Consider the following 20,444-nt stretch of genomic DNA (forward strand, 5'->3'; position numbering starts at 1 on the left):
GTCCGACAGGGTCTTCGCCCCGTGCGCGTACGTCGCCTCAAGGCAGCTCACAGGACTGCCCGCCGCTCCGGAGCCGACCCTCTTCGAGGACGCCGCACAGCAGCGCCTGCTCTGCTACGTCGCGCCCGCGCAGGAGGTGGACGGTGAGCGGCAGCCTCAAGGACGTCGCCGGCCGGGCGGCCGAACGGTTGCTGCACGGCGCCCTCGACAACATGCTTTCCGGCCCCGAGCTGTCCGACCGCGCCCGGGGCCCCCGCTCGCTCGAATGGCGGTCCGGCGAGGAGATCGTGATGACGTCGGAGGGCGGCGCCCACGTCAGGATCCGCGAGGATGGCCGGATCGCCGTCTCGCGTTCGCCTTCGCCCTGATCGGAGACGCCTGAGACTCCCCATCGAGGGCCGGTTGCGGCGGCTCAGGGGTGGTGTTCGCGGCCGAGGCGGCGCAGGAGGTGGTCGCGGGCGGCGCGGTCGCCGGGGCCGCCCCGCTCCGCGAGGCGTTCCGCGACGTACCTGCGGTGGGCCTCGTCCACGTTCCCGCCGAACTTGAACTTGCCGTTGATCTTCTGGACGGTCAGCCGGAGCCCGCGGATGCCCGGCAGGCGCCGGTGATGCTCGGCGGGATCGGCGAGGTCGTGGTCCAGGTGGGCGAGCTGGGCACGCAGGATGCCGAGCTTGCCGTCCGGGTCGTCGACGATCTCCGCGTGGCAGACCAGCTGGACGGCCGCGTAGTAGGTCGTGGGGACGCCGAGCCGGGGGTCCTCACCGGCGTCGGGCAGCGCCTTCCACGCTCCCTCGACGTACGCCCAGTCACCGGCCACGGCCATGACCACGGCGGGGTTCTCCTCGATCGCCGGCCAGATGGGGTTCGGCCGGGCGAGGTGCAGCAGGATCGTGGACGCGTCGGCGAGGAGGAACTGCGTCGGCACGACCACAGGCACGTCGCGGTCACGTCCGGACGCGATGAGATGGCCGAACTCGTTCGCGCGGACGAAGGCCAGCGCCTCCTCGTCCGTGCCGGCGTCCCAGGGGTGGATCAACACCCCTTCACTGTACGCACGGCCGCGGCACACCTCAGGGGCCAGGTCCCCGGCCCTACTACCGCTCGCCGAGGCCGGCGTCCCTGGCGCGCGCCACCGCCGCGGCGCGGTCGGAGACGCCGAGCTTGGCGAAGATGTTCGACACGTGGTTGCGCACAGTCTTCTCACTCAAATAGAGGCGCCGCGCGATGGCGTGGTTGGTGAGACCGGCGGCGACGAGGTCGAGGACCTCCAGTTCGCGTTCCGTCAGCTCGGGCACCGGCCGGGGCCGCACGGCCGGCGCGGTGAGAGCGGCCAGCACCCGGTTTCCGGTCGCCGCGCCGAACACGACCTGGCCCGAAGCCACCGCTTCCAGCGAGCGCACGATGTCCGCGGGCGTCGCTTCCTTGAGCAGGTAGCCGCGGGCGCCGGCCCGTACGGCGGCGAGGATCGACGCGTCGTCGGAAAGCATGGTCAGGGCCAGCACGGCCACGCCGGGATGCCGGGCGGTGATGCGGGAGGTCGCCTCGATCCCGCTCATACCCGGCAGGTGCAGGTCCATCAGGACGACATCGGGAGCGACCTGGTCCACCAGCTCGACGGCCGCCTCGCCGGTGCTCGCCACTCCCGCGACCTCCACCTCGGGCAGGTCGCGGAAGAGCGCGACCAGCCCTTCGGCGAACACCGGGTGGTCCTCCACCACCATGACGCGGATCATCGGACCGCCAGTGGAAGCCGTACGACCAGGTGCGTGCCCGCCCCGGCCTGGTCGAGCAGCTCGAAGGTGCCGTTGAGCTCCTCCGACCGGCGCCGCATGGAGGCGAGGCCGAACCCGTGGCGGACGGGAGCCCCCACTCCAACGCCGTCGTCGTCGACCCGCAGCTCCAGGACGCCCGGCGCGTCGCCCGCCCGCAGGCTCACCGTGCACCGGGACGCCATCGCGTGCCGTACGGCGTTCGTCATGGCCTCGGCCGCGATCCGGTAGGCGGCCAGCTCGACCGGCGGCGGAAGAGCGGGCAGGTCGGGCGGGGCCTCCACCTCGACCTGGAGGTCACCCGCGAAGCCCCGGCCGAGCTCGGCCAGCGCGCCCGTGAGCCCCAGGGTGTCCAGGGGCGGCGGGCGCAGGTCGTTGACGATCGCACGGACGTTCTCGACCGTGCCGCGGATTCGGCCCGACAGCTCCTCCATCACCTGCTTGGCCCCCTCGGGATCGGTGTCGACCAGGCGCCGGCCGCGGTCCACCTGCAGCGCGAGGGCCGCCAGGGTCGGGCCGAGCCCGTCGTGGAGCTCGTAGAGCAACCGGTCGCGCTCCTCCTGCCGGGCCGCCAGCAGGCGCCCATGCGAGCGTTCGAGATCGGCCCCGAGGCGATGCGCCCGTACGGCCACCGCGACGTGCGGCGCGAGCTGCGCCAGCAGCGCACGGTCCTTGGGGCGCAGCCGTTCGCCCAGCACCAGCGTGCCGACCCGCTCGCCCTGGTAGAGAAGCGGAACACGCTCGGTCGTGTCGGACTCACCAGGGCGGCTCTCCGCCGCGTCGGGGCCGCCGAAGCGACCCCAGGAGGCCACGATTCCGTCCGGCTCCTCGACGGCCACGTAGTGGATACGCAGGACCCGCCCGACCTCCGCGGCCACCCGTTCCAGCAGGTCACCGGGCGCGCCCGCGTCCGAGAGCCGCACGCCGAGCCGGCGCAGCGCACGCGCCGGGTCCTCACGATCGCCGTACACGAGGCGGTTCGCGGCGGCGGACGCCCGCAGATAGAGAGGGTGCACCGCGAGCGCCACGATCAACGCGGACGCCCCGGCGCCGATCGCGTTTCCGAGCGTGGCCGCGACCAGGGCGTACGCGCCGAGCAGGAGCACGGTGACGGCGCCGAACGCGAGCGCGCGCGACAGCAGGAGATCGAGGTCCCACAGGCGGTGCGCGACGACCGCGACCGACACCGCCACCGGCAGCGGAACGGCGGCGAGCGTCACGATGACCGGCCCCCACGGCACGACCAGAGCGACGCCGAGCAGGGTCACCGTCAGCAGCGCGGCGGCCAGCACCCATTGGAGGCGGCGTCGCACCTCCTCGCCCGCCGACCGGTAACGACAGACGAGTGAGGCGACCGCGGCGAGCACCGCGCCGATCGTGCACACCATGCCCACCGCCATGAGGGCGTCCGGCACCCCGGTGAGCCCGGCCAGCACACCGGCGTACCCCTGGGGGAACAGCCCGGGGACCTGCTCGTAGGTCACCGGACGGAGCATCCAGTCGAGCGTGTTCACCCCGATACCGGCGTACGCCGCGGCGAGCGCGGGCCACCAGCGGCGGGAGGGCAGGCGGCCGTCCGGGAAGATCAGCAGGAAGATCGTCGGGACGAGGAGGTAGGCGGGGACCCACAGCGAGTTGGACACCCACATCGCCCAGTCGTCCCCCGGCAGGCCGCTGTCGCCGTCACCGCCGTTGAAACCGACGTTGATGCCGAGCAGGCCGTACGCCCCGAGGGCGAGCCCGAGCCCCTGGGACGTCCCGACGGCCACCATCACCCAGCCGACCCGGCTGCCCGGCCGCTGCGCCACCACGAACAGGCCGGGCACGCCGAACGACAGCGCCGCGACCGCGCGGAAGGCGTCGAACCGTTCGACGATCCCCGTCACACCGAGCTGCCGCAGCCTGGGCTCGACGACCAGCGTCCCGATGACCAGGACGAGCAGCGTGCCCGCCGCCATTGCGGCGCGCCGGACCGATCTGTCCGTCATGAGGGGCATGTTGCCATCCGTGAGTCCCGTCGTCACGGGACGAGATGTCCCGTCCCACGCGGGACCGGCGGCTCATGCCGGCAGGACGTCGCCCGCCGGATCCTTGAACCGCACTCATCCACGGCGCTCTTCGAGGGAAGGTCATGTCCGCCACCACCCCCACCGTCAAACCCGCCGCTCTCTCGACCGCGCTCGTCGCAGGGGTGGGCGTGCTGCTCGCCATGGACGTCGCCGGCGCGGTCATCTCCCTGTCCGCGGGCCTCAGCCCGACCCTGCTCGACGCCCTCGGGCCACAGGCCCGGCTGTCGGCGCCGATCCCGATGATGATCGCGCAGGTCCTGCTCGTCGCCGGCGCGACCCGGCGTCGCCGCGGCATCGCCGTTCCCGCCTCGGCCCTCCTCGCCCTCGCCGGAGTGCTCGCCTTCGTGTCCGGCTTCTACGACGGCGGCTACGCCGCCGACCTCACGACCGGTCAGCGGGTCTTCCAGATCGCCCTCGTCACGGCCCACCTCGGAGTCGGGGTCCTCGCGGCGTTCCACCTCGTACGGCTGCCGCGCCGCTGACGCCCGGCGTCAGATGCGCCGCAGGAGCAGGGTGACGAAACCGAGGCTCCCTCGATAGCCGCCGAGCCACATGTCGCGATGCTCCCGCATCACGGCGAGGGCCTGCTCACCATCGGGCCCCGGGTTGTCCGCGGCCCAGCGCGCCAGCGTGCCGGTCCACGACCACTCGTACTCGTCCCATTCCGCCAGGTCGCTCACGTGGGCGTATACGGTCAGCCATCCCTTGGACTCGGCGCGCTCCACCGTGCCCGCGAGGTCCGGATATTCGCCGATCGCCTCGGCGACCTCGGGAGCGGGAGGGCGTTCCCAGTAGCCCTCCCCCACGAGTGCGAGGCCGCCGGGCCGTACGAACCGGGCGAGCGCCTCCATCGTCTCCGTCAGCCCGCCGAAGGCGTGCGTCGAGCCCACAATGACAGGGCGGGGTGGCGGCTCAGCCGGTCCAGGAGCTGTTGAGGAAGGACATCAGCATCGGCACCATGAGCGGCCCGATCACCGCGGCGTACACGATGATCACGGATCGATGTCGGGCGCCCGCCCTGCCGATCAGCACCCACAACGGCCACCACAGCAGCGCCGACCTGGGGATCGACATGTAGAACGTGGAGGTCACCAGCGCGCCCAGCTGCAGCCCGACGTAGACGAACTCGGCCCAGCGGCGGGTGACCAGCAGCCAGACGAGCAGCAGCACCCCCACGATGGCCGCCGCGATCTCCAGCCGGAACATCGGCCCGAACCCCTCGTCACCGCCGGTCGAGTCCCACGTGGTGCGGAACGCCTCCCAGGGCCAGACGGGTTTGCGTCCCCACCCGGTCAGCTGCGCGTTGTTCCAGGCCAGCCAGTCCCCCGTACGGGAGTACTGGTAGGCGGCGTACGCGAGGATCGGCGCGAACGGCAGCGCCAGCCAGGCCCCCCGCCACCAGCCCGCCCAGCCGTCCCTCCTGATGCGGCTCACCACGAACTCGACGATCAGCGCGACGGCCAGGAACAGGCCGGTGATCCGTACGCAGGACGCCCCGGCGGCCAGGGCACAGGCCAGCGGCCAGGCGCGGCGGCGGGCCGCCAGCCAGGCGGGCAGCGCGAAGGCGAGGAAGAGCGCCTCGGAATAGCCTGCGAACAGGAAGACGGCGGGGGGACACAGCAGCAGCGCCAGTACGGCCCAGCGCCCCGCACCCGCGGGCCCCTCCAGGTCGGCGAGCCTGGCCAGCGCCACGACGGCCACCGCACCGGCGACGAAGGAGATGATCAGCCCGGCCAGCGTCCAGTCGTCCACCACCAGGTGCACCAGCCGCAGCGCCAGCGGCAGGCCGGGGAAGAACGCCGGCAGCCCCGGGTCGGGCTCCAGGTTGGGGTCGCCGTCGTAGCCGAACTGCGCGATCTTCCGGAACAGGTCGACGTCCCAGAACTTCCACCGCTCCAGCAGCGGGGCGTGGTTCTGACCGGAGACGATCAGCACGCCGTAGAGCGCCACGAGGAGCATGCCCGCCCTGGTGCCCACCCACAGCAGCAGGGCGTCGCGGACGGTGGCGCTGCGCCACAGCGGTTCGGCGGCGGTCTCGCCGCCGGGGAGACCCGTCTGCCCCGGAGCCTCCTCGTCCGGCCCGGGTCGCTCCCCGCGTTCGGGGTCGTGCTCAGCTTCCTGGACGAAAGCCGTCACGTGCCGTCTCCTCTCGCGCCCGCCGGTCATCGCCGCGCGGTGCCCCACCGCTTCGGAGCACGGTGCCTTACCGCCCCGAAGCGGGCCCGCCTCCCGGACCGCTGTCACTCCCTCTGGGCCGTACGCGGCGGGCGGCCGCGCCCATGATCGGCAATGATGTCAATCACGCGCGGCGCCGCGCCAGAGCGGGCTCCGGAGCCGTCCGCGCGAGCCGCGATGACCTCGGGTTTCACCCGTGACGAGCCGGAGCGACCGGCGCCCCGGATGAAAGTTGCAGCGCCCGGTGAAGCGAGCGCCCGCTGAACGGCATCCCGGCTGGGAGACAGCCCGGCGGAGGAGACGGCGCGGCTGAGGAGGCGGGAGCGATGGCCTACCGCGACGGCCGTTCCACGACCGGGGGTTCGGGCAGGACGAGCGCCGAATGGACCGGATTCCCCTCCGAGGGCGGCATCTCGCTGAGATTGCGCAGCCTCTCGTCGCGCCGCCTCAGGTCCTCGGCGGTGGTCGGCATGAGGGTGATGCGGCCCTCACCGACCAGGTCCTGGTTCGCGGTGACGAAACCACGGGTGTCGCGCTCGTAGGCGGCGAAGCCCTCCACGTAGTCCCCATGCGCGAGGGAGGCCGCGAGCATGTAGGCGCCGACGAGGGCGAGGCTGGTGCCCTGCCCGGTGAGGAACGACGGCGCGAACGCGGAGTCGCCGACCAGCGCGACACGGCCACTGGACCAGCGGGGCGCGCGGATCTGGGCGACCGCGTCGAAGAACAGGTCGTCCGCCTCCCGCAGCGCGGCCAGCATGTCCGGCACCACCCAGCCGACACCGGCGAAGATCTCGCTGATCAGATCGCGCTGGGCCTGCAGGTTGCCGAAGGCGTGGAACGGCGTCTCGGGATAGGCGAAGGTCAGGAGGGCGTTCACCTCGTCACCGGTCGCGTAGAAGGCCGCGGCCCTGCCCGGGTCGTTCCACATCGCGACCTCGTTCTTGAGACCGAGGAGGTTGGGCATGGAGAGGATGCCGAAGGAGTAGCCGAGGTAGCGGTGGAACGGCTCCTCCGGTCCGAACACCAGCTCCCGGGTGTGCGAGTGCATGCCGTCCGCGGCGATCACCAGGTCGAAGGTGCGGCTGCCGCCCCCCTTGAAGGTGACGTCGACCCCGTGGCCGGACTGGTCCAGGCTGACGATGGAGTCGTTGAACAGGAACTCCACGTCGTCACGGACCGACCCGTACAGCGCATCGGTCAGGTCGCCGCGCCGCACCTCCAGGTCCCGCCCCGCGACGCCGCCGGTGACGCTCTGCGGGCGCAGGGTCGCCACCACGTCGCCTTCTCCCTCGTAGAAGGTCATCCGCTCCATCTCGATGTGCGCCTCCCGCAGCCGGGGCAGCAGGCCCATGCGCTCGACGACGCCCAAGGCGGTGCCGCGGATGTCGATGGGGTAGCCGCCGCTGCGCGGCGCGGGCGCCCTCTCGACGACGGTGACCTCGTAGCCGTAGCGGTTGAGCCAGTACGCCACGGTAGGACCCGCGATGCTGGCTCCGGAGACCAGGACGGTGCGCGCGGGCGTGACACGGCCGTGGTTCGGCTGGTCGGTGAGGGTCATGCCTTGACTCCTTCGTGCATGGTACGGACGACGAGCAGGCACAGCGCCGCGGTTATGCCTGCGATGACGAAGCCGGTGACGAAGCCGGACTCGGCCGGTACGCCGGAGCCGGCGACGGTATTGGCGGTGAGGAGCGCGCCGCCGAGCATGGCGCCGACGGCCGAGCCCAGGGCGCGGGTCACCAGGAGCACGCTGGTAGCGATGCCGGTGTCGCCTTCGTCGACATAGGAGGCGACGCCGGTCATCATGGCCGTGACACACAGCCCGTTGGCGAGCGCGATCAGTGCCTTGCCGACCACGATGTGCCAGATCTCGCCGTGCACGGCGCTCAGGCCGAGCAGGGCGAAAGCCATCATGACGGTCGAGATGATGGTCATCGTGCGCGGGCCGAAGCGCCGCTCCCCGATCCCGCCGATCGGCCCGGCCAGCGTCGCGGCCACCGCGCCGGGCAGGAGGACGAGGCCGATGGTGGTGGGAGACGCCCCGAAGCCGTAACCGTCGCCGGACACGTCGAGCAGCTGCGGCACGAGGTAGGCCCCGTTCGCGGTGCCGAGGCAGATCACGAACGTCACCACGCACGACTTCCAGACCATGGGGCGTGCCAGCATCCGCAGGTCGATCATGGGCGCGACGGCGCGGCGTTCCACGGCGACCCACCCGGCCGCGAAGGCGACCAGCACGACGACGAGCGCACCGAAGACGACCGGCGCCGAGCCCGCCTGGGGCGCCAGCACCAGCACGAGGATGAGGGTGGCGAGAGTGCCGCTCAGCAGCAGCAGGCCGGGCCAGTCGATGCCCGAGCCGTGCGAGCCGCTTGGCTCGTCGCCGGGCATCAGCTTGCCGACCAGCAGGGTGAATACGATGATCGCGAAGGTCGGCAACGCGAACATCCAGTGCCGGGAGAGCGACTCGGCCACGGGGCCGGCGGCCAGCAGCCCTACCATCGAGCCGCCCACGAACATCCCGCTGACCAGCCCGATGGCGGCCTTGGCCGCGCCCGTCGGCAGGTTCTTGCGGACCACGATGAACGTCAGGGGCAACGAGCCCAGCATCACCCCCTGCAGGAGCTGACCGACCAGCAGCACCGGCAGGTTGGGCGCGAGCGCGGAGGTCAGGCCTCCCACCGAGACCACGGCCATGAGCCGGATCAGCATCCGCTTGCCGCCGTAGCGGTCGCCCAACGTGCCGGCGATCGGAGTGATGAGCGCACCCGTGATGAGGATCATGATGTTGAGCAGCGCCCCTTGGGCCGGGCTCATGTTCAGCTCGCGTTGCAGGAGCGGCAGCGTCGGCGACACGACCGACTCCAGTGAGCCGACGGAGATGGCCAGCAGTCCAAGGGCCGCCACGGCGGCCCTGCTCATGCGGACCGGCGAGGCGGAGGGGGGTGTGGTCATTGGCATCCTTTTTCTTGCTGCCGGATTTCTTGCTGCCGGGCGAGTTGAATGCCGGTCGTGCGCGGGACGCCGTTGTCTTCGCGCACGACCGGCCGTGTGGAGGCGTCACCGGCCGCCGGGGAGGCGGCCGGTCCGGTCGCGGCCGGAGCCGGGGAGGCGGCCGGTCCGGTCGCGGCCGGAGCCAAGTGGGAATCGGATCGGGTGGTGAGATCACCGAGGCCGCTCACAGCGAGGACGACGAGCGCCGCCACCGCGACCGCGAGGCCCTCGTTCACCTGGCACAGCGCCGCGCCGGCGGCCGCGCCGAGGATGATCCACATGACGGCGGCGGCCCGCCGCAGTGCACCCTGGGAGCGGGCCGCGCCCAGCCGGGAGTCCGCCGCGAGCCCGGTGAGGGTGGAGGTGACCACCACGGTGGTGACGTCCTTCACCGCCAGATGGCGGGCCGTCGCCGCCTGCATCCCCATGGCCAGGGCGAGCGCCGCCGCCATCGCCGGGCGCAGGCCGGGCGCGGCATCCGCCCCGACGGCGACCAGGACGAGGGCCACCGCCACCAGGACCAGCGCGACACCGGTCAGCAGCCCCGTGCACCGGGCGCTCCAGCCCGGGGCGGCGGTGCGCAGCACCCGCCCGGCCAGCGCCGCGCCCGCGAGAAAGCACACGAGGGCCACGGCGGGGCCGAGCACCGGCAGATCCGTCACGCCCGTGGCGGCCATCCCGAGGATGACGACGTTGCCGGTCATGTTGCCCGCGAACACCCTGTCGAGGCGCAGATATCCGACGGCGTCGACGACGCCCGTCGCGAAGGTGAGCGCGAGCATCAGGCCGGGAAGGGACACCCGTCGCAGCACCGTCCCGGCCCCGGCCGCACGGCCCGTCATCGGCCCACCGCGTATCCCTGGGCGCCGCGCGGGTTGGCCGCCGCCCCCAGGACGCCGCTGTCCGGATCACGGGTGACGACCGACAGCCGGCCCTGGCTCCATGGCCCGGAGACGGTCACGTCGTGGCCCCGCCGGCGCAGCTCGTCGATGACCGCCGGGTCCGCTCGTTCCTCGATCACCAGCCCGCCCGGTGTCCATGTCCGCGGCCAGAACGAGCTCGGCACCGCCGTGGTGTGGAACGCGGGTGCGTCGATCGCCTGCTGCGGGTCGAAGCCCAGAGCGAGGGTGCGCACCAGGTACAGCAGCTGCCACTGGTCCTGCTGGTCGCCGCCGGGGGTGCCCAGCGCGGCCACGGGAACGCCGTCGCGCAGCAGCAGGGTGGGCGTCAGCGTCGTCCGCGGGCGCCTGCCCGGTTCCAGGCGGGAGGGCGCGGCAGGGTCGAGCCAGGTCATCTGCAGCCGCGTGCCCAGCGCGAAACCGAGCTCGGGCACGGCCGGGGAGGACTGGAGCCAGCCTCCGGACGGCGTGGCGGAGATGATGTTGCCCCAGCGGTCGACGACATCGATATGACAGGTGTCGCCCCGGGTCTGCCCGGTCTGCTGCACGGTGGGTTCGCCCACGCCATCGGCCTGCACGGCGTTCCGGCGCGTCTCCAGGGGCGGTGTGTACGGTTTGAAGCCGATGTCGCCGGGCCTGAACTCGGTGGAGGCGGCCGGGCCGATCAGTGCGGCGCGCTCCTCGCTGTACTGCGGGGACAGCAGCCGGCGCACCACCTCCTCGGCGTCCGCCGGGTCCAGGTGCCCGTAGTACGCCTCCCGGTCGGCCATGGCCAGCTTCAGGGCTTCGATGATGGTGTGGACGCCCTCGGCGGTCGACGGATCGATTCGCGAGTCATCGAAGTGGTCGAGCAGGGTGAGGGCCTGCAGCAGCACGGGGCCCTGGGACCACAGGCCCGCCTTCGCCACCGTGATCCCCCGGAAGCGCGCGGTGACGGCGGGTTCGAGACGGGGCTCGAAGTCGGTGAAGTCGGCGGCGGTGATCACTCCGGCGTGGACGGTGCCCGACGAGTGCCGGTGCGGCACGGCGGCGGCCTCCTCCACGGCGGTGGCCACGAACCCGGTCCGCCAGGCGCGTCGCGCGGCCTCTATCCGTGCCCTCCGCGTCGTGCCGGTGCCCTCGGCGACCAGCCGGCGCAGGGTGCGGCCGTAGACGGGGTTGACGAGGTTGTCGTACGGCTGCGGGACACGGCCCTCGGGCATCCACAGCGCGTACGACGTCGGCCAGTGGGTGCGGAAGAGGTCCTCGACCGTGGCCAGGACGCGGGCAAGCTGGGGCACGACGGGCACGCCGCGTTCGGCGTACTCGATCGCGTAGGCCAGGACGTCGGCGAGCTCCCAGGTGCCGTGCTCGGCGAGCAGCCAGAGCCAGGAGTCGACGGCGCCGGGAACGGCGGCGGCCAGGGCGCCCGCGCCCGGGACGTGGTCGAGCCCTTCGGCGCGGAAGTGCTCGATCGTGGCGGCGCGCGGGGCGTGGCCCTGTCCGGCCAGCACGCGCGGGGTGGGGTCCTCCGCGGTGGCCAGCACGGCGACGAGGTCACCGCCGGGTCCGTTCAGGTGGGGTTCGGCCACGTGGAGCACGAAGGCGCCCGCGGTGGCCGCGTCGAAGGCGTTGCCGCCCCGTTCGAGTACGGCCTGGGCCGTCGCGGACGCCAGCCAGTGGGTCGAGGCGGACATGCCGAAGGATCCGCGCAGCGTGGGGCGAGTCTGGTGAGGGAGATCGGTCTGCGCGCGGTGTTGACCGGCCATGGGTCACCTTCCGTTCGGGGCACGCGGTGGATCGGGGGACGCGCCGGCCCGGCCCCCGTGGCGACGTGGACGCACGGGGGCTCGGGTCATGTGGTGGCGCGGGGTGGTCACATGAGGGCCGGGGCCCATGTGCCGGTCAGGAGGCCCGGGTCAGGAGGCCTGGGTCAGGAGGCCCGGGTCAGGGGGCGGGGCCAGGATGCGGGCCGGGGCGCCGGACCAGGGCACCGGTGTGCCGCAGGCCCGGGACGCCGCCGGCTCAGGACGCGTGGTGGGCGGCGTGGTGGGCGGCCAGGACGTCGCCGCCGAAGTCGGTCTCCGGATCCCGCCACACGGCGTGGGCGTGGTTGGCGCCGCGGTGGACCTTGGTCCACTCGACGAGCAGCCGCGGGCCGTGCAGGCGGTAGTAGTGCGGCTCGCCCGGCTCCGTCGAGCCGGCCCAGGCGAAGTGGACGGCGTCCAGCTGCGCCGGGTCGTCGTAGCGCGACAGCGGGGAGATGCCGTCCTGCACCCGGCCGAGGTAGGTGCCGAGCAGGGCGCGCAGCAGCTCACGCTGCCCGGCGTCGAGCTCGGCGGCGGGCACCCCCTTGAGCGGCGGAGTGAGGGACACCGCTCGCCGCTCCGCGTCGTCCAGGAACGTGTGCGGCTGGTCGGGGCGGTCCGGCACGTTCTGGTCGGGCTGCCACAGCTCACGGCGCGTGATCACCCGGTCGTCGACCCGGGGGCTGTTGCCCGCCACGACGTCGTACGGCGGCCGCGGCAGCAGGATGGCGCGCTCGGCCGCCTCCGGCCGCAGGGAGCGGACCAGTTCGCGGGCCAGGTCCTCGGGTGCTCCCAGCGGGCGCAGGGCCGCGCCGCCGAGCAGGGGTGACGCGGCCGGGTCCGCGCCCATGAACATGGGCGTGGTGGCGGTGACCCGCCCGTCGACCACGAGGAAGTTGAGCGAGACGTGGTGGCCGCCGAACCGCCAGCCCCACGGCTCCGTCCCGCCGGGCTCCCCGAAGACCCGCAGGTAGTACATGTTCGGGTCGCGGGACCGCTCCCTGCCCCAGTACACCGAGAAGTCCTCGACGCGGTCGAGCACGTTCTCCAGGCCGATGACGGTGGCGACCGTGTTGTACCCGGCTTCGGACAGTCCGCTCGCGACCAGCCGCATCACCATCCGGTGCTGGGCGGGACGCTGCCGGGAGAACGTCAGGCCACCGTGGTCGGTGGGCGTGTAGTACCACGTGGTGCGTTCGGCCTCGGCCGCCTCCCCCACGCCCGGCGCCGGTCCGACCGCCAGCCGGCGCTGCTCCGCGTCCAGGGAGTCGAGCCACTCCCGGGCCGCCTTGGCCATCAGGTCCGCGACCTCGCGCGCTGCGTCTGTCATGCCTTGATCCCCTCCTGCTTGCGTACGTGTGGGGGGTGTGGTGGCGGTGGTCATGTCGCGTCCACTCCCAGGAACTCGCGCACCCACAGCGCGATCCTGTCGGCGAACTCCTGCGCGATCGCGTGGCGTCCACCCTCGATGGCCTTCAACTGGGCGTTCGGAATCTGCTGCTCCATGAGGACCGCACCGGCGTACGGCGCCAGCCGGTCCTCCGTGCCGTGCACGATGAGGGTGGGCACCGAGATCTCCGCCAGCCGGTCCCGGACCTCGTGCTGCCTGATGACATGCTCACGGCGGGAGTTCTTGTCGGGGCTGCGCTTGGTGAGCACATTGACCCGGCCACCCTGCGCGGGCCGGCCCTCGGGGGTGAAGAAGAACTCGACCGCCGAGCGCTGCCGTTCCTCGTGGGTCATGGACAACAGCTCGTCGATCGCCGCGCCTTCGAAGAAGTAGCTCGGTGAGGTGGCGACCAGGATGAGGGAGGCGACCCGCTCGGGATGCCGCAGAGCGACGTGCTGGGCCACAGCGCCGCCGAAGGACGTGCCCAGCAGGTGCGCGGAGGGGAGGTCCAGCGCGTCCAGCAGGTGAACGAGGTCGTCGGCGAGGTCGGACATCGTGTAGAGAACCGGCGGGTTGACGGTCACTCCCGAGTCACGCTGGTCGTACGAGATGACCCGGATCCCCGGGCCGAGATGGGCACGCAGTGCCGTGAACTGGGTGCGGTCGCTCTCTCCGCCGTGCACGAGCACGAGCGGCACGCCGGACCCGCTGTCGATGATCCCGACCTCGAGGTCACCCGCCCGTACGATCGACGTGGCCGGGTCGGCGGGTGCGGTCGTGTCATCGGGCATCGTCACTGCGGACCTCCTGGTGGATGGCGTCGGTGGCACAAGTCGAACATTTGTCTGATATGCAACAGAAATCTGGCGTCGAGCCAGGAAAGGACCCCGCTTTCACCCCCGGGGCGGGTGCAACGGCTGGAAAGGAGTCTGGGCCGACGGCCACGCGTCCGGCGTCACACCTGAGAGCCAAGCCGAAGGTGATACCGCGGTAGGGGGTGTCGCAGGTGTGCCGGAGCGCCGGCGCGGCGCCGGGACGCCACAAGCGAGACAGGCGGGCAGGCGGGCAGGCGAGAAGAACGGGACAGCCGGGCAGGCGAGACAGGAAGGGCGGAATCAGGGGTGGTCAGCCCGCGCGCCCACCCACGCAGGGCCACCTCAGGCAGCCACGCGGGACGGCCGCCGTCCGGCGCCGTCGTGGATATATGGGTCCGGGGACGACCTCGCGGGCACGTGGGCCTTGCGGGCACATGGGTCCAGGGACGGCCTCGCGGGCACGTAGGTCCGGGGACGGCCGCGCGGGCGCCACCGCCGTAGGGGATGGCGGTGCGGCCGTGTCACTCGCCGGGAGCCACGAGTCCCGACTCGTAGGCGAAGACCACCGCCTGGGCGCGGTCGCGCAGGTCGAGCTTGGTCAGCACGCGGCTCACGTGCGTCTTGACCGTCTGCTCGGCCAGCACCAGAGCCCGGGCGATCTCCTGGTTCGAATAACCGCGCGCCACCAGGGTCAGCACCTCGGTCTCGCGTTCGGTCAGCTCTTTCAGCCGCAGCGCGGGCTTGCCGCGGGCCGCGGGCCGCTGCTTGACGAAGTCCGCGATGAGACGGCGCGTCACGGACGGCGCGAGCAGTGCGTCGCCTCTGGCGACGATGCGGACCGCCGCGACGAGGTCGTCCGGCGGCGCGTCCTTCAGCAGGAAGCCGCTCGCGCCCGCCCGCAGCGCCTCGTACACGTAGTCGTCGACGTCGAACGTGGTCAGCATCAGCACACGCGGCCGGTGGGTCACCCCCGGCGGGGGCGAGAGGAGCCTGCGGGTGGCCTCCAGGCCGTCCATGACGGGCATGCGCACGTCCATCAGCACCACGTCAGGACGGGTCTGCCGGCTCACTTCGACGCCCTGTGCGCCGTCGGACGCCTCGCCCACCACGTCGATGTCGCTCTGGGCGGCCAGCAGTGCCGCGAAGCCGGCCCGCACCATGGCCTGGTCGTCGACGACGACGACTCGTATCGTCACGTGAAGTCCTCTTCGTTCAAGGGGAGCCGGGCGGCCACTCGGAAGCCTCCGTCCGGCAGTGGTCCGGCATCGAGGGTGCCGCCGACGAGCCGCACCCGCTCGCGCATGCCGACCAGTCCGTGTCCGGTGCCGCTCGGCTCCAGCGGTACGGCGCGCGGCTCAGGCGACGGTCCGTTGACGATCAGGACGGCCAGCCGCCTGCCGTCCTCGCCTTCGGCCGGCTCCGACACCGACAGGGACACCTGCGTGTGCGCTCCGGGTGCGTGCCGCACGACGTTCGCGAGGGCTTCCTGGACGATCCGGTACGCGGACAGGCCCACCGACTCGGGGACCTTCACGTCGCAGGCGGTGAACTCCACCGGCACGTGCGCCCGCGAGGTCGCGTCCACCAGCTGGTCGATCTGGGCCAGGCCCGGCTGGGGCGAGAGTTCGTCCTGCGTCTCCTCGTTGCGCAGAACGCCGAGGAGGCGCCGCATCTCGCCGAGCGAGTTGCGCGCGGTCGAGGCGATGTTCGCGAACTCCTTCCGCACATCCGGCGGCAGCCGGTCGAGGCGATATTCGGCGCTGTCCGCCTGCACCGTGATGACCGACATGTGGTGCGCCACCACGTCGTGCAGTTCGCGGGCGATCCGGGCCCGCTCCTCCAGCAGCGTCCGCCGCGCGCGCTCGGCCTCGCTGATCGTCTCCTGCTCGACCAGCCTGCGCTGCACCTCGGCCCGTTCCCGCAGCGCGACGGCGACCAGCAGGGCGAGGCCGCCGAGGGCGGTGAACGACAGGTCCACGGCGCCGGCGCCGTGCGGTGCGAAGAACATCAGCGTCACGTTCGCGGCCGCCGTGGCCAGCCACACCAGCAGCAGCGTCCGGCGCCGCTCGCTCAGACCCAGAGCGAGACAGAGTCCGACATATCCGACGATCACCACGGACGGGAACGGCCACAGCAGCCGTTCCGGGAAATCGACGGTGAGCAGGGCGAGCGCCCCGGCCACGTCGGCCGTGAAGATCACATACCAGGCTCGCAGCGGCCGTACGACGGCCAGCAGCAGCGGCGCGACCTGTGCGATGGCCAGCGCGGTCCCGGCGACGGCGATCAGTCCGTAGTACTTGGTGAGGAGGATGCTCGTCGCCGGAAGCAGGCAGACGCACAACACGGTCGCCACAACCCCAGGCAGCAGCCGAACCCACGGGCGGGACGACCCCGCCAACAGCGCGTGCGGGCCTCCCTCCTTCACTGAGGTCATGGAGACAGCCTAGGGGCTTAACACGAGGTCAGGACACATGTGAAAGCGGGACAGACCCGGCGTCGCCCCCCGCCGGCGGGCGTGGCGGCGGCGCGCGGGGGTTCGCCGGCGGCGCCGGACAGGACCCGATGCGGCGCCGTGATGACGAACGCCTGCGCGCGAGAGATCGTCGTCATACCGTGTGGACGGCCACCGGCAGATACACCTTGATCCGTACCACGCAAAGTCGGGACAATTTCCCCGATATTCCCATCAAATCGCATCCATCCCTTTCACCGCCGCCCGTACGGCGACGCATGGCATGCCGCCGTTCCATATCACCGCGACCCACGAGTGAGCGGAGGACGGCGGCGACCGCAGGGCCGGCCAACCCGACTGCCCGCACGACAGAAAGGATCGTGATGAGTCACTCAGCACAACGCCTGGGCGTGGTCGCCGAATCGGCGCCGGGCGAGACCCGGGTGGCGGCCACCCCGGCCACCGTCCCGCAGTTGGTCTCGCTCGGCTACGAGGTGATCGTCGAATCGGGAGCAGGCAGACGGTCGGGCTTCACCGACGACGCGTACACCGAAGCCGGGGCGCGGATCGCCGGCCGTGAGGAGACGTGGGACGCCGACATCGTGCTCAAGGTGAACGCGCCGACGGCGGACGAGATCACGGCCCTGCACGACGGAGCCACGCTCGTCTCCCTGATCGGCCCGGCGGCCAACCCCGATCTGGTGGACGCGCTCGCGCGACGGCCGATCACCGTGCTCGCGATGGACGCCGTGCCGCGCGTCTCCCGCGCGCAGGCGCTCGACGTGCTGAGCTCGATGGCGAACATCGCCGGTTATCGCGCCGTCATCGAGGCGGCGCACGCGTTCGGGCGGCTCTTCACCGGCCAGGTGACCGCGGCGGGGAAGGTCCCCCCGGCCAAGGTCCTGGTGGCGGGCGCGGGCGTGGCGGGGCTGGCGGCCATCGCCACGGCGGCCAGCCTCGGCGCGATCGTGCGGGCGACCGACCCCCGTCCCGAGGTGGCCGAGCAGGTGCGGTCGCTGGGCGCGGAGTTCCTGGACGTCGGGGTCGTCCAGGCGGCGAGCACGGACGGGTACGCCCGGGAGACCTCGCGCGACTACGACCGCCGCGCCGCCGAGATGTACGCCGAGCAGGCCGCCGACGTGGACATCGTCGTCACCACCGCCCTGATCCCCGGGCGTCCCGCTCCCCGGCTGTTCACCGCCGAGCACGTGGCGCGCATGCGCCCGGGCAGCGTCATCGTCGACATGGCCGCCGCGCAGGGCGGGAACGTCGAGGGCACCCGGCCCGGGGAGGCGGTCGTCACCGAGAACGGCGTGACCATCATCGGCTACACCGACCTCGCGGGACGGCTGCCGGCGCAGGCGTCACAGCTCTACGGCACCAACCTCGTCAACCTGATGAAGCTGCTCACCCCCGGCGCGGACGGCCGGCTCGTCCTGGACTTCGACGACGTCGTGCAGCGCGCTATGACCGTCGTCCGCGACGGCGAGAAGACCTGGCCGCCACCGCCCGTTCCGGTGAGCGCGGCACCCACGACCCCCTCCCCCACGGCCCCCGCGACCGACGCCTCCGCCCCGGGGCGGGGAACGGTGCGGGAAGCGGCCGCGGCTCCCGCCGGGCGACCGCCGTCGCCGCCCGGACGGCGACGCCATCTGGTCACCGCCGCCCTCGCCGTCGCGCTGTTCCTGCTGACCGCCTTCTCGCCGAACGCGCTGATCGAGCACCTCACCGTCTTCGTGCTGTCGATCGTGATCGGCTACTACGTGATCGGCAACGTCCACCACGCGCTGCACACGCCGCTGATGTCGATCACCAACGCCATCTCCGGGATCATCGTGGTCGGCGCGCTGCTCCAGATCGGCCAGGGCCACGCGGTCGTCGCCGTCCTGTCGTTCGTCGCCATCCTGCTGGCGAGCATCAACATCGTCGGCGGCTTCGCCGTGACCCGGCGCATGCTCGGCATGTTCACGAGGAGCTGACCGTGACCCTCTCCACGGCCGCGCAGGCCGCCTACATCGTCGCCGCCCTGCTGTTCATCCTCAGCCTCGCCGGGCTGTCCAAGCACGAGACCGCGCGCTCCGGGGTCGTGTCGGGCATCTCCGGCATGGTCATCGCGCTCGCCGCGACCGTCGTCCTCGCCGCGGACGGCTCCGCGGCCCTCGCGGTGGTCCTGCTCCTGGTCGCGATGGCGATCGGCGCCGCCATCGGGCTCTGGCGGGCCCGCATCGTCGAGATGACCGCGATGCCGGAGCTGATCGCCATCCTGCACAGCTTCGTCGGTCTCGCCGCCGTGCTCGTCGGCTGGAACGGCTTCCTTGAGGTCGAGAACGGAGGCGGGGCGCGGGCCGAGCTGCCCGGCTCGCTGCTGGGCGTCCATCACGCCGAGGTGTCCATCGGCGTGTTCATCGGTGCGCTCACCTTCACCGGGTCGATCGTCGCGTTCCTCAAGCTGTCGGCCCGGATCGACTCCCGCCCGATGATGCTGCCGGGCAAGAACTCCCTGAACCTGGGCGCGCTCGGGGCGTTCGCGGTGCTGACCGTGCTCTTCGTGGCCTCCCCGAACCTCGGGCTGCTCGTCGCCCTGACCGTCGTGGCGCTGCTGCTCGGCTGGCACCTGGTCGCCTCCATCGGCGGCGGCGACATGCCCGTCGTCGTCTCGATGCTCAACAGCTACTCCGGGTGGGCGGCCGCGGCGTCCGGGTTCCTGCTCGACAACAACCTGCTGATCGTCACCGGCGCGCTCGTCGGCTCGTCCGGTGCCTACCTGTCGTACGTGATGTGCCAGGCGATGAACCGGTCGTTCATCTCCGTGATCGCCGGGGGCTTCGGCATCGAGGCGGGCCCCGCGGGCGACCGTGACTACGGCGAGCACCGGGAGATCACCGCCGTCGAGACCGCCGACCTGCTCAAGGACGCCAAGTCGGTCGTCATCACCCCCGGGTACGGCATGGCGGTCGCGCAGGCGCAGTATCCGGTCGCCGAGCTGACCCGCAGGCTGCGGGAGCGCGGCGTCGAGGTGCGCTTCGGCATCCACCCGGTCGCCGGACGCCTGCCCGGTCACATGAACGTCCTGCTCGCCGAGGCCAAGGTGCCGTACGACATCGTCCTCGAAATGGACGAGATCAACGACGATTTCGCCACCACCTCGGTCGTCCTCGTCATCGGCGCCAACGACACCGTCAACCCCGGGGCCGTCGAGGACCCGGACAGCCCCATCGCCGGGATGCCCATCCTGCGCGTGTGGGAGGCGGAGCACGTGATCGTCTTCAAACGGTCGATGGCCACGGGGTATGCCGGGGTGCAGAACCCCCTGTTCTTCCGGGACAACAGCAGGATGCTCTTCGGCGACGCCCGGCAGCGCGTCGAGGAGATCGTCTCCGCGCTCTGACCCGCGACCGCCGGACCTGCGATCGTTCCTGACCAGCGATCGTTCCTGACCAGCGATCGTTCTGACCTGCGACCGTCCGACGCGGACCGCCTGCGGGCGGACGACGATCCGGGCCGGGAGGGCGATGCCTCCCGGCCCCGGTCACCCGTGCTCGATCTTCGTCAGCCCGAAGCCGAGCTGGCTGTAGAGCTCCAGCTGGTCGAAGTATTCGCGGTGCGTGACGATCTTGTCGTCGTGGACGAAGGTCGAACAGGTGGCGCGGATGGTGATGTGACGGCCTGTTCCCCTTATCTCGCGTCCGTCCGGCAACATAAGAGGACCTTCATGGGTGCCGGTATAGGTCCATTCCGTGACGGCGGGGTTCTCACAGTCGCCGAGCTCGAACCAGGCCGTCGCGCGGAAGTCCGGAAAGGCCCTGAAGAACTGCTCGTACATCCAGGCGATCTGGTCGTGGCCCTCCGCCACGCCTGACGGCGTGACATACACGGCGCCAGGGCTGTAGCAGGCGAGTATTCCCCGGATGTCGTGCATGTTGATCGCGTCGGTCAACCAGTGCTTGAGGTCCCAAAAAGTAGCCATAGGGCACCCTCGATGCGTCGAAATCTCGGGTTCTTAATTTACGCAAAGAGTGGTTTTCTCCTGGTTCCCATAGGGCCTTGCCTTGGCAAAGACCGCTCACCCGCACAGGTGCACAAGAACTGTTGCA

Annotated in this window: 18 protein-coding genes; 4 read left to right on the forward strand and 14 right to left on the reverse strand. The window is 71.9% G+C overall.

Going from position 1 to position 20,444, the window contains the following annotated elements; genetic code table 11:
* Positions 1–143 precede the first annotated feature (143 nt).
* Complete coding sequence (locus tag HCK04_RS04780) at positions 144–368, forward strand: hypothetical protein (RefSeq protein ID WP_142645656.1); 225 nt, start codon at positions 144–146, stop codon at positions 366–368.
* A gap of 44 nt (positions 369–412) precedes the next feature.
* Here HCK04_RS04780 and HCK04_RS04785 read toward each other — a convergent pair whose 3' ends face one another.
* From HCK04_RS04785 to HCK04_RS04795, 3 genes are read right to left on the reverse strand one after another with little or no spacing between them, the layout of a single operon-like run.
* Entirely contained in the window at positions 413–1,039 is a 627-nt protein-coding gene (locus HCK04_RS04785; protein WP_142645657.1) for an FMN-binding negative transcriptional regulator, read from the reverse strand.
* 55 nt (positions 1,040–1,094) lie between these two features.
* Positions 1,095–1,733: a response regulator transcription factor gene (locus tag HCK04_RS04790; protein WP_142645658.1), complete on the reverse strand. Its 639-nt coding sequence runs from the start codon at positions 1,731–1,733 to the stop codon at positions 1,095–1,097.
* Positions 1,730–3,757, reverse strand: coding sequence for a GAF domain-containing sensor histidine kinase (locus HCK04_RS04795; RefSeq protein WP_142645659.1), 2,028 nt, complete (start codon positions 3,755–3,757; stop codon positions 1,730–1,732). Before HCK04_RS04795 ends, HCK04_RS04790 begins: the two co-directional genes overlap by 4 nt.
* Positions 3,758–3,900: 143 nt before the next feature.
* Here HCK04_RS04795 and HCK04_RS04800 point away from each other — a divergent pair, with 143 nt between their 5' ends.
* Complete coding sequence (locus HCK04_RS04800) at positions 3,901–4,320, forward strand: hypothetical protein (RefSeq protein WP_142645660.1); 420 nt, start codon at positions 3,901–3,903, stop codon at positions 4,318–4,320.
* Between the two features lie 9 nt (positions 4,321–4,329).
* Here the strand turns inward: HCK04_RS04800 and HCK04_RS04805 are convergent, their stop codons facing one another.
* The 10 genes from HCK04_RS04805 to HCK04_RS04850 form a co-directional block, all read right to left on the reverse strand.
* Entirely contained in the window at positions 4,330–4,728 is a 399-nt protein-coding gene (locus HCK04_RS04805) for a hypothetical protein (RefSeq protein ID WP_142645661.1), read from the reverse strand.
* Between the two features lie 22 nt (positions 4,729–4,750).
* Positions 4,751–5,974, reverse strand: a complete 1,224-nt coding sequence (locus HCK04_RS04810; RefSeq protein ID WP_260617116.1) for a hypothetical protein — start codon at positions 5,972–5,974, stop codon at positions 4,751–4,753.
* Between the two features lie 370 nt (positions 5,975–6,344).
* Positions 6,345–7,571, reverse strand: coding sequence for an FAD-dependent monooxygenase (locus tag HCK04_RS04815; RefSeq protein WP_142645662.1), 1,227 nt, complete (start codon positions 7,569–7,571; stop codon positions 6,345–6,347).
* Positions 7,568–8,968, reverse strand: a complete 1,401-nt coding sequence (locus HCK04_RS04820) for an MFS transporter (RefSeq protein ID WP_142645663.1) — start codon at positions 8,966–8,968, stop codon at positions 7,568–7,570. Before HCK04_RS04820 ends, HCK04_RS04815 begins: the two co-directional genes overlap by 4 nt.
* On the reverse strand, positions 8,965–9,849 hold the full coding sequence (locus HCK04_RS04825) for a YoaK family protein (protein WP_142645664.1): 885 nt from the start codon (positions 9,847–9,849) through the stop codon (positions 8,965–8,967). The genes HCK04_RS04820 and HCK04_RS04825 overlap by 4 nt, the downstream gene beginning before the upstream one ends.
* Positions 9,846–11,654 (reverse strand): gamma-glutamyltransferase, encoded by a 1,809-nt coding sequence (locus HCK04_RS04830; protein ID WP_142645665.1) that lies wholly within the window; start codon positions 11,652–11,654, stop codon positions 9,846–9,848. The genes HCK04_RS04825 and HCK04_RS04830 overlap by 4 nt, the downstream gene beginning before the upstream one ends.
* Positions 11,655–11,910: 256 nt before the next feature.
* Entirely contained in the window at positions 11,911–13,023 is a 1,113-nt protein-coding gene (locus tag HCK04_RS04835) for a DUF3500 domain-containing protein (RefSeq protein WP_142645666.1), read from the reverse strand.
* A 50-nt stretch (positions 13,024–13,073) separates the two neighbouring features.
* Positions 13,074–13,874 carry an alpha/beta hydrolase gene (locus tag HCK04_RS04840; RefSeq protein WP_142645860.1) on the reverse strand — a complete coding sequence of 267 codons (801 nt, stop codon included), beginning with the start codon at positions 13,872–13,874 and terminating at the stop codon, positions 13,074–13,076.
* 545 nt (positions 13,875–14,419) lie between these two features.
* The gene (locus HCK04_RS04845) at positions 14,420–15,094 is read right to left on the reverse strand and encodes a response regulator transcription factor (protein WP_142645667.1); all 675 of its coding nucleotides are present in this window, start codon (positions 15,092–15,094) and stop codon (positions 14,420–14,422) included.
* Positions 15,091–16,332, reverse strand: a complete 1,242-nt coding sequence (locus HCK04_RS04850) for a sensor histidine kinase (RefSeq protein ID WP_142645668.1) — start codon at positions 16,330–16,332, stop codon at positions 15,091–15,093. The genes HCK04_RS04845 and HCK04_RS04850 overlap by 4 nt, the downstream gene beginning before the upstream one ends.
* A gap of 401 nt (positions 16,333–16,733) precedes the next feature.
* Here HCK04_RS04850 and HCK04_RS04855 point away from each other — a divergent pair, with 401 nt between their 5' ends.
* Complete coding sequence (locus tag HCK04_RS04855) at positions 16,734–18,329, forward strand: Re/Si-specific NAD(P)(+) transhydrogenase subunit alpha (RefSeq protein WP_142645669.1); 1,596 nt, start codon at positions 16,734–16,736, stop codon at positions 18,327–18,329.
* Between the two features lie 2 nt (positions 18,330–18,331).
* Complete coding sequence (pntB, locus tag HCK04_RS04860; RefSeq protein WP_142645670.1) at positions 18,332–19,738, forward strand: Re/Si-specific NAD(P)(+) transhydrogenase subunit beta; 1,407 nt, start codon at positions 18,332–18,334, stop codon at positions 19,736–19,738.
* Between the two features lie 141 nt (positions 19,739–19,879).
* On the opposite strand, the gene HCK04_RS04865 is transcribed toward pntB, so the two are convergent.
* Positions 19,880–20,287, reverse strand: a complete 408-nt coding sequence (locus HCK04_RS04865; protein WP_240971004.1) for an ester cyclase — start codon at positions 20,285–20,287, stop codon at positions 19,880–19,882.
* Between the last annotated feature and the right edge of the window lie 157 nt (positions 20,288–20,444).

Source organism: Microbispora sp. CL1-1 (assembly GCF_012034195.1).
In the GTDB taxonomy this organism is placed as follows: Bacteria; Actinomycetota; Actinomycetes; order Streptosporangiales; family Streptosporangiaceae; genus Microbispora.

Excerpts from the sequence above, each read along its gene's own strand:
- HCK04_RS04835 (WP_142645666.1), bottom strand. The coding sequence starts at position 13,023 with ATGACAGACGCAGCGCGCGAGGTCGCGGACCTGATGGCCAAGGCGGCC.
- HCK04_RS04800 (WP_142645660.1), top strand. The coding sequence starts at position 3,901 with ATGTCCGCCACCACCCCCACCGTCAAACCCGCCGCTCTCTCGACCGCG.
- HCK04_RS04815 (WP_142645662.1), bottom strand. The coding sequence starts at position 7,571 with ATGACCCTCACCGACCAGCCGAACCACGGCCGTGTCACGCCCGCGCGC.
- HCK04_RS04825 (WP_142645664.1), bottom strand. The coding sequence starts at position 9,849 with ATGACGGGCCGTGCGGCCGGGGCCGGGACGGTGCTGCGACGGGTGTCC.
- HCK04_RS04790 (WP_142645658.1), bottom strand. The coding sequence starts at position 1,733 with ATGATCCGCGTCATGGTGGTGGAGGACCACCCGGTGTTCGCCGAAGGG.
- HCK04_RS04795 (WP_142645659.1), bottom strand. The coding sequence starts at position 3,757 with ATGACGGACAGATCGGTCCGGCGCGCCGCAATGGCGGCGGGCACGCTG.
- HCK04_RS04820 (WP_142645663.1), bottom strand. The coding sequence starts at position 8,968 with ATGACCACACCCCCCTCCGCCTCGCCGGTCCGCATGAGCAGGGCCGCC.
- HCK04_RS04850 (WP_142645668.1), bottom strand. The coding sequence starts at position 16,332 with ATGACCTCAGTGAAGGAGGGAGGCCCGCACGCGCTGTTGGCGGGGTCG.
- HCK04_RS04840 (WP_142645860.1), bottom strand. The coding sequence starts at position 13,874 with ATGCCCGATGACACGACCGCACCCGCCGACCCGGCCACGTCGATCGTA.
- HCK04_RS04830 (WP_142645665.1), bottom strand. The coding sequence starts at position 11,654 with ATGGCCGGTCAACACCGCGCGCAGACCGATCTCCCTCACCAGACTCGC.
- HCK04_RS04855 (WP_142645669.1), top strand. The coding sequence starts at position 16,734 with ATGAGTCACTCAGCACAACGCCTGGGCGTGGTCGCCGAATCGGCGCCG.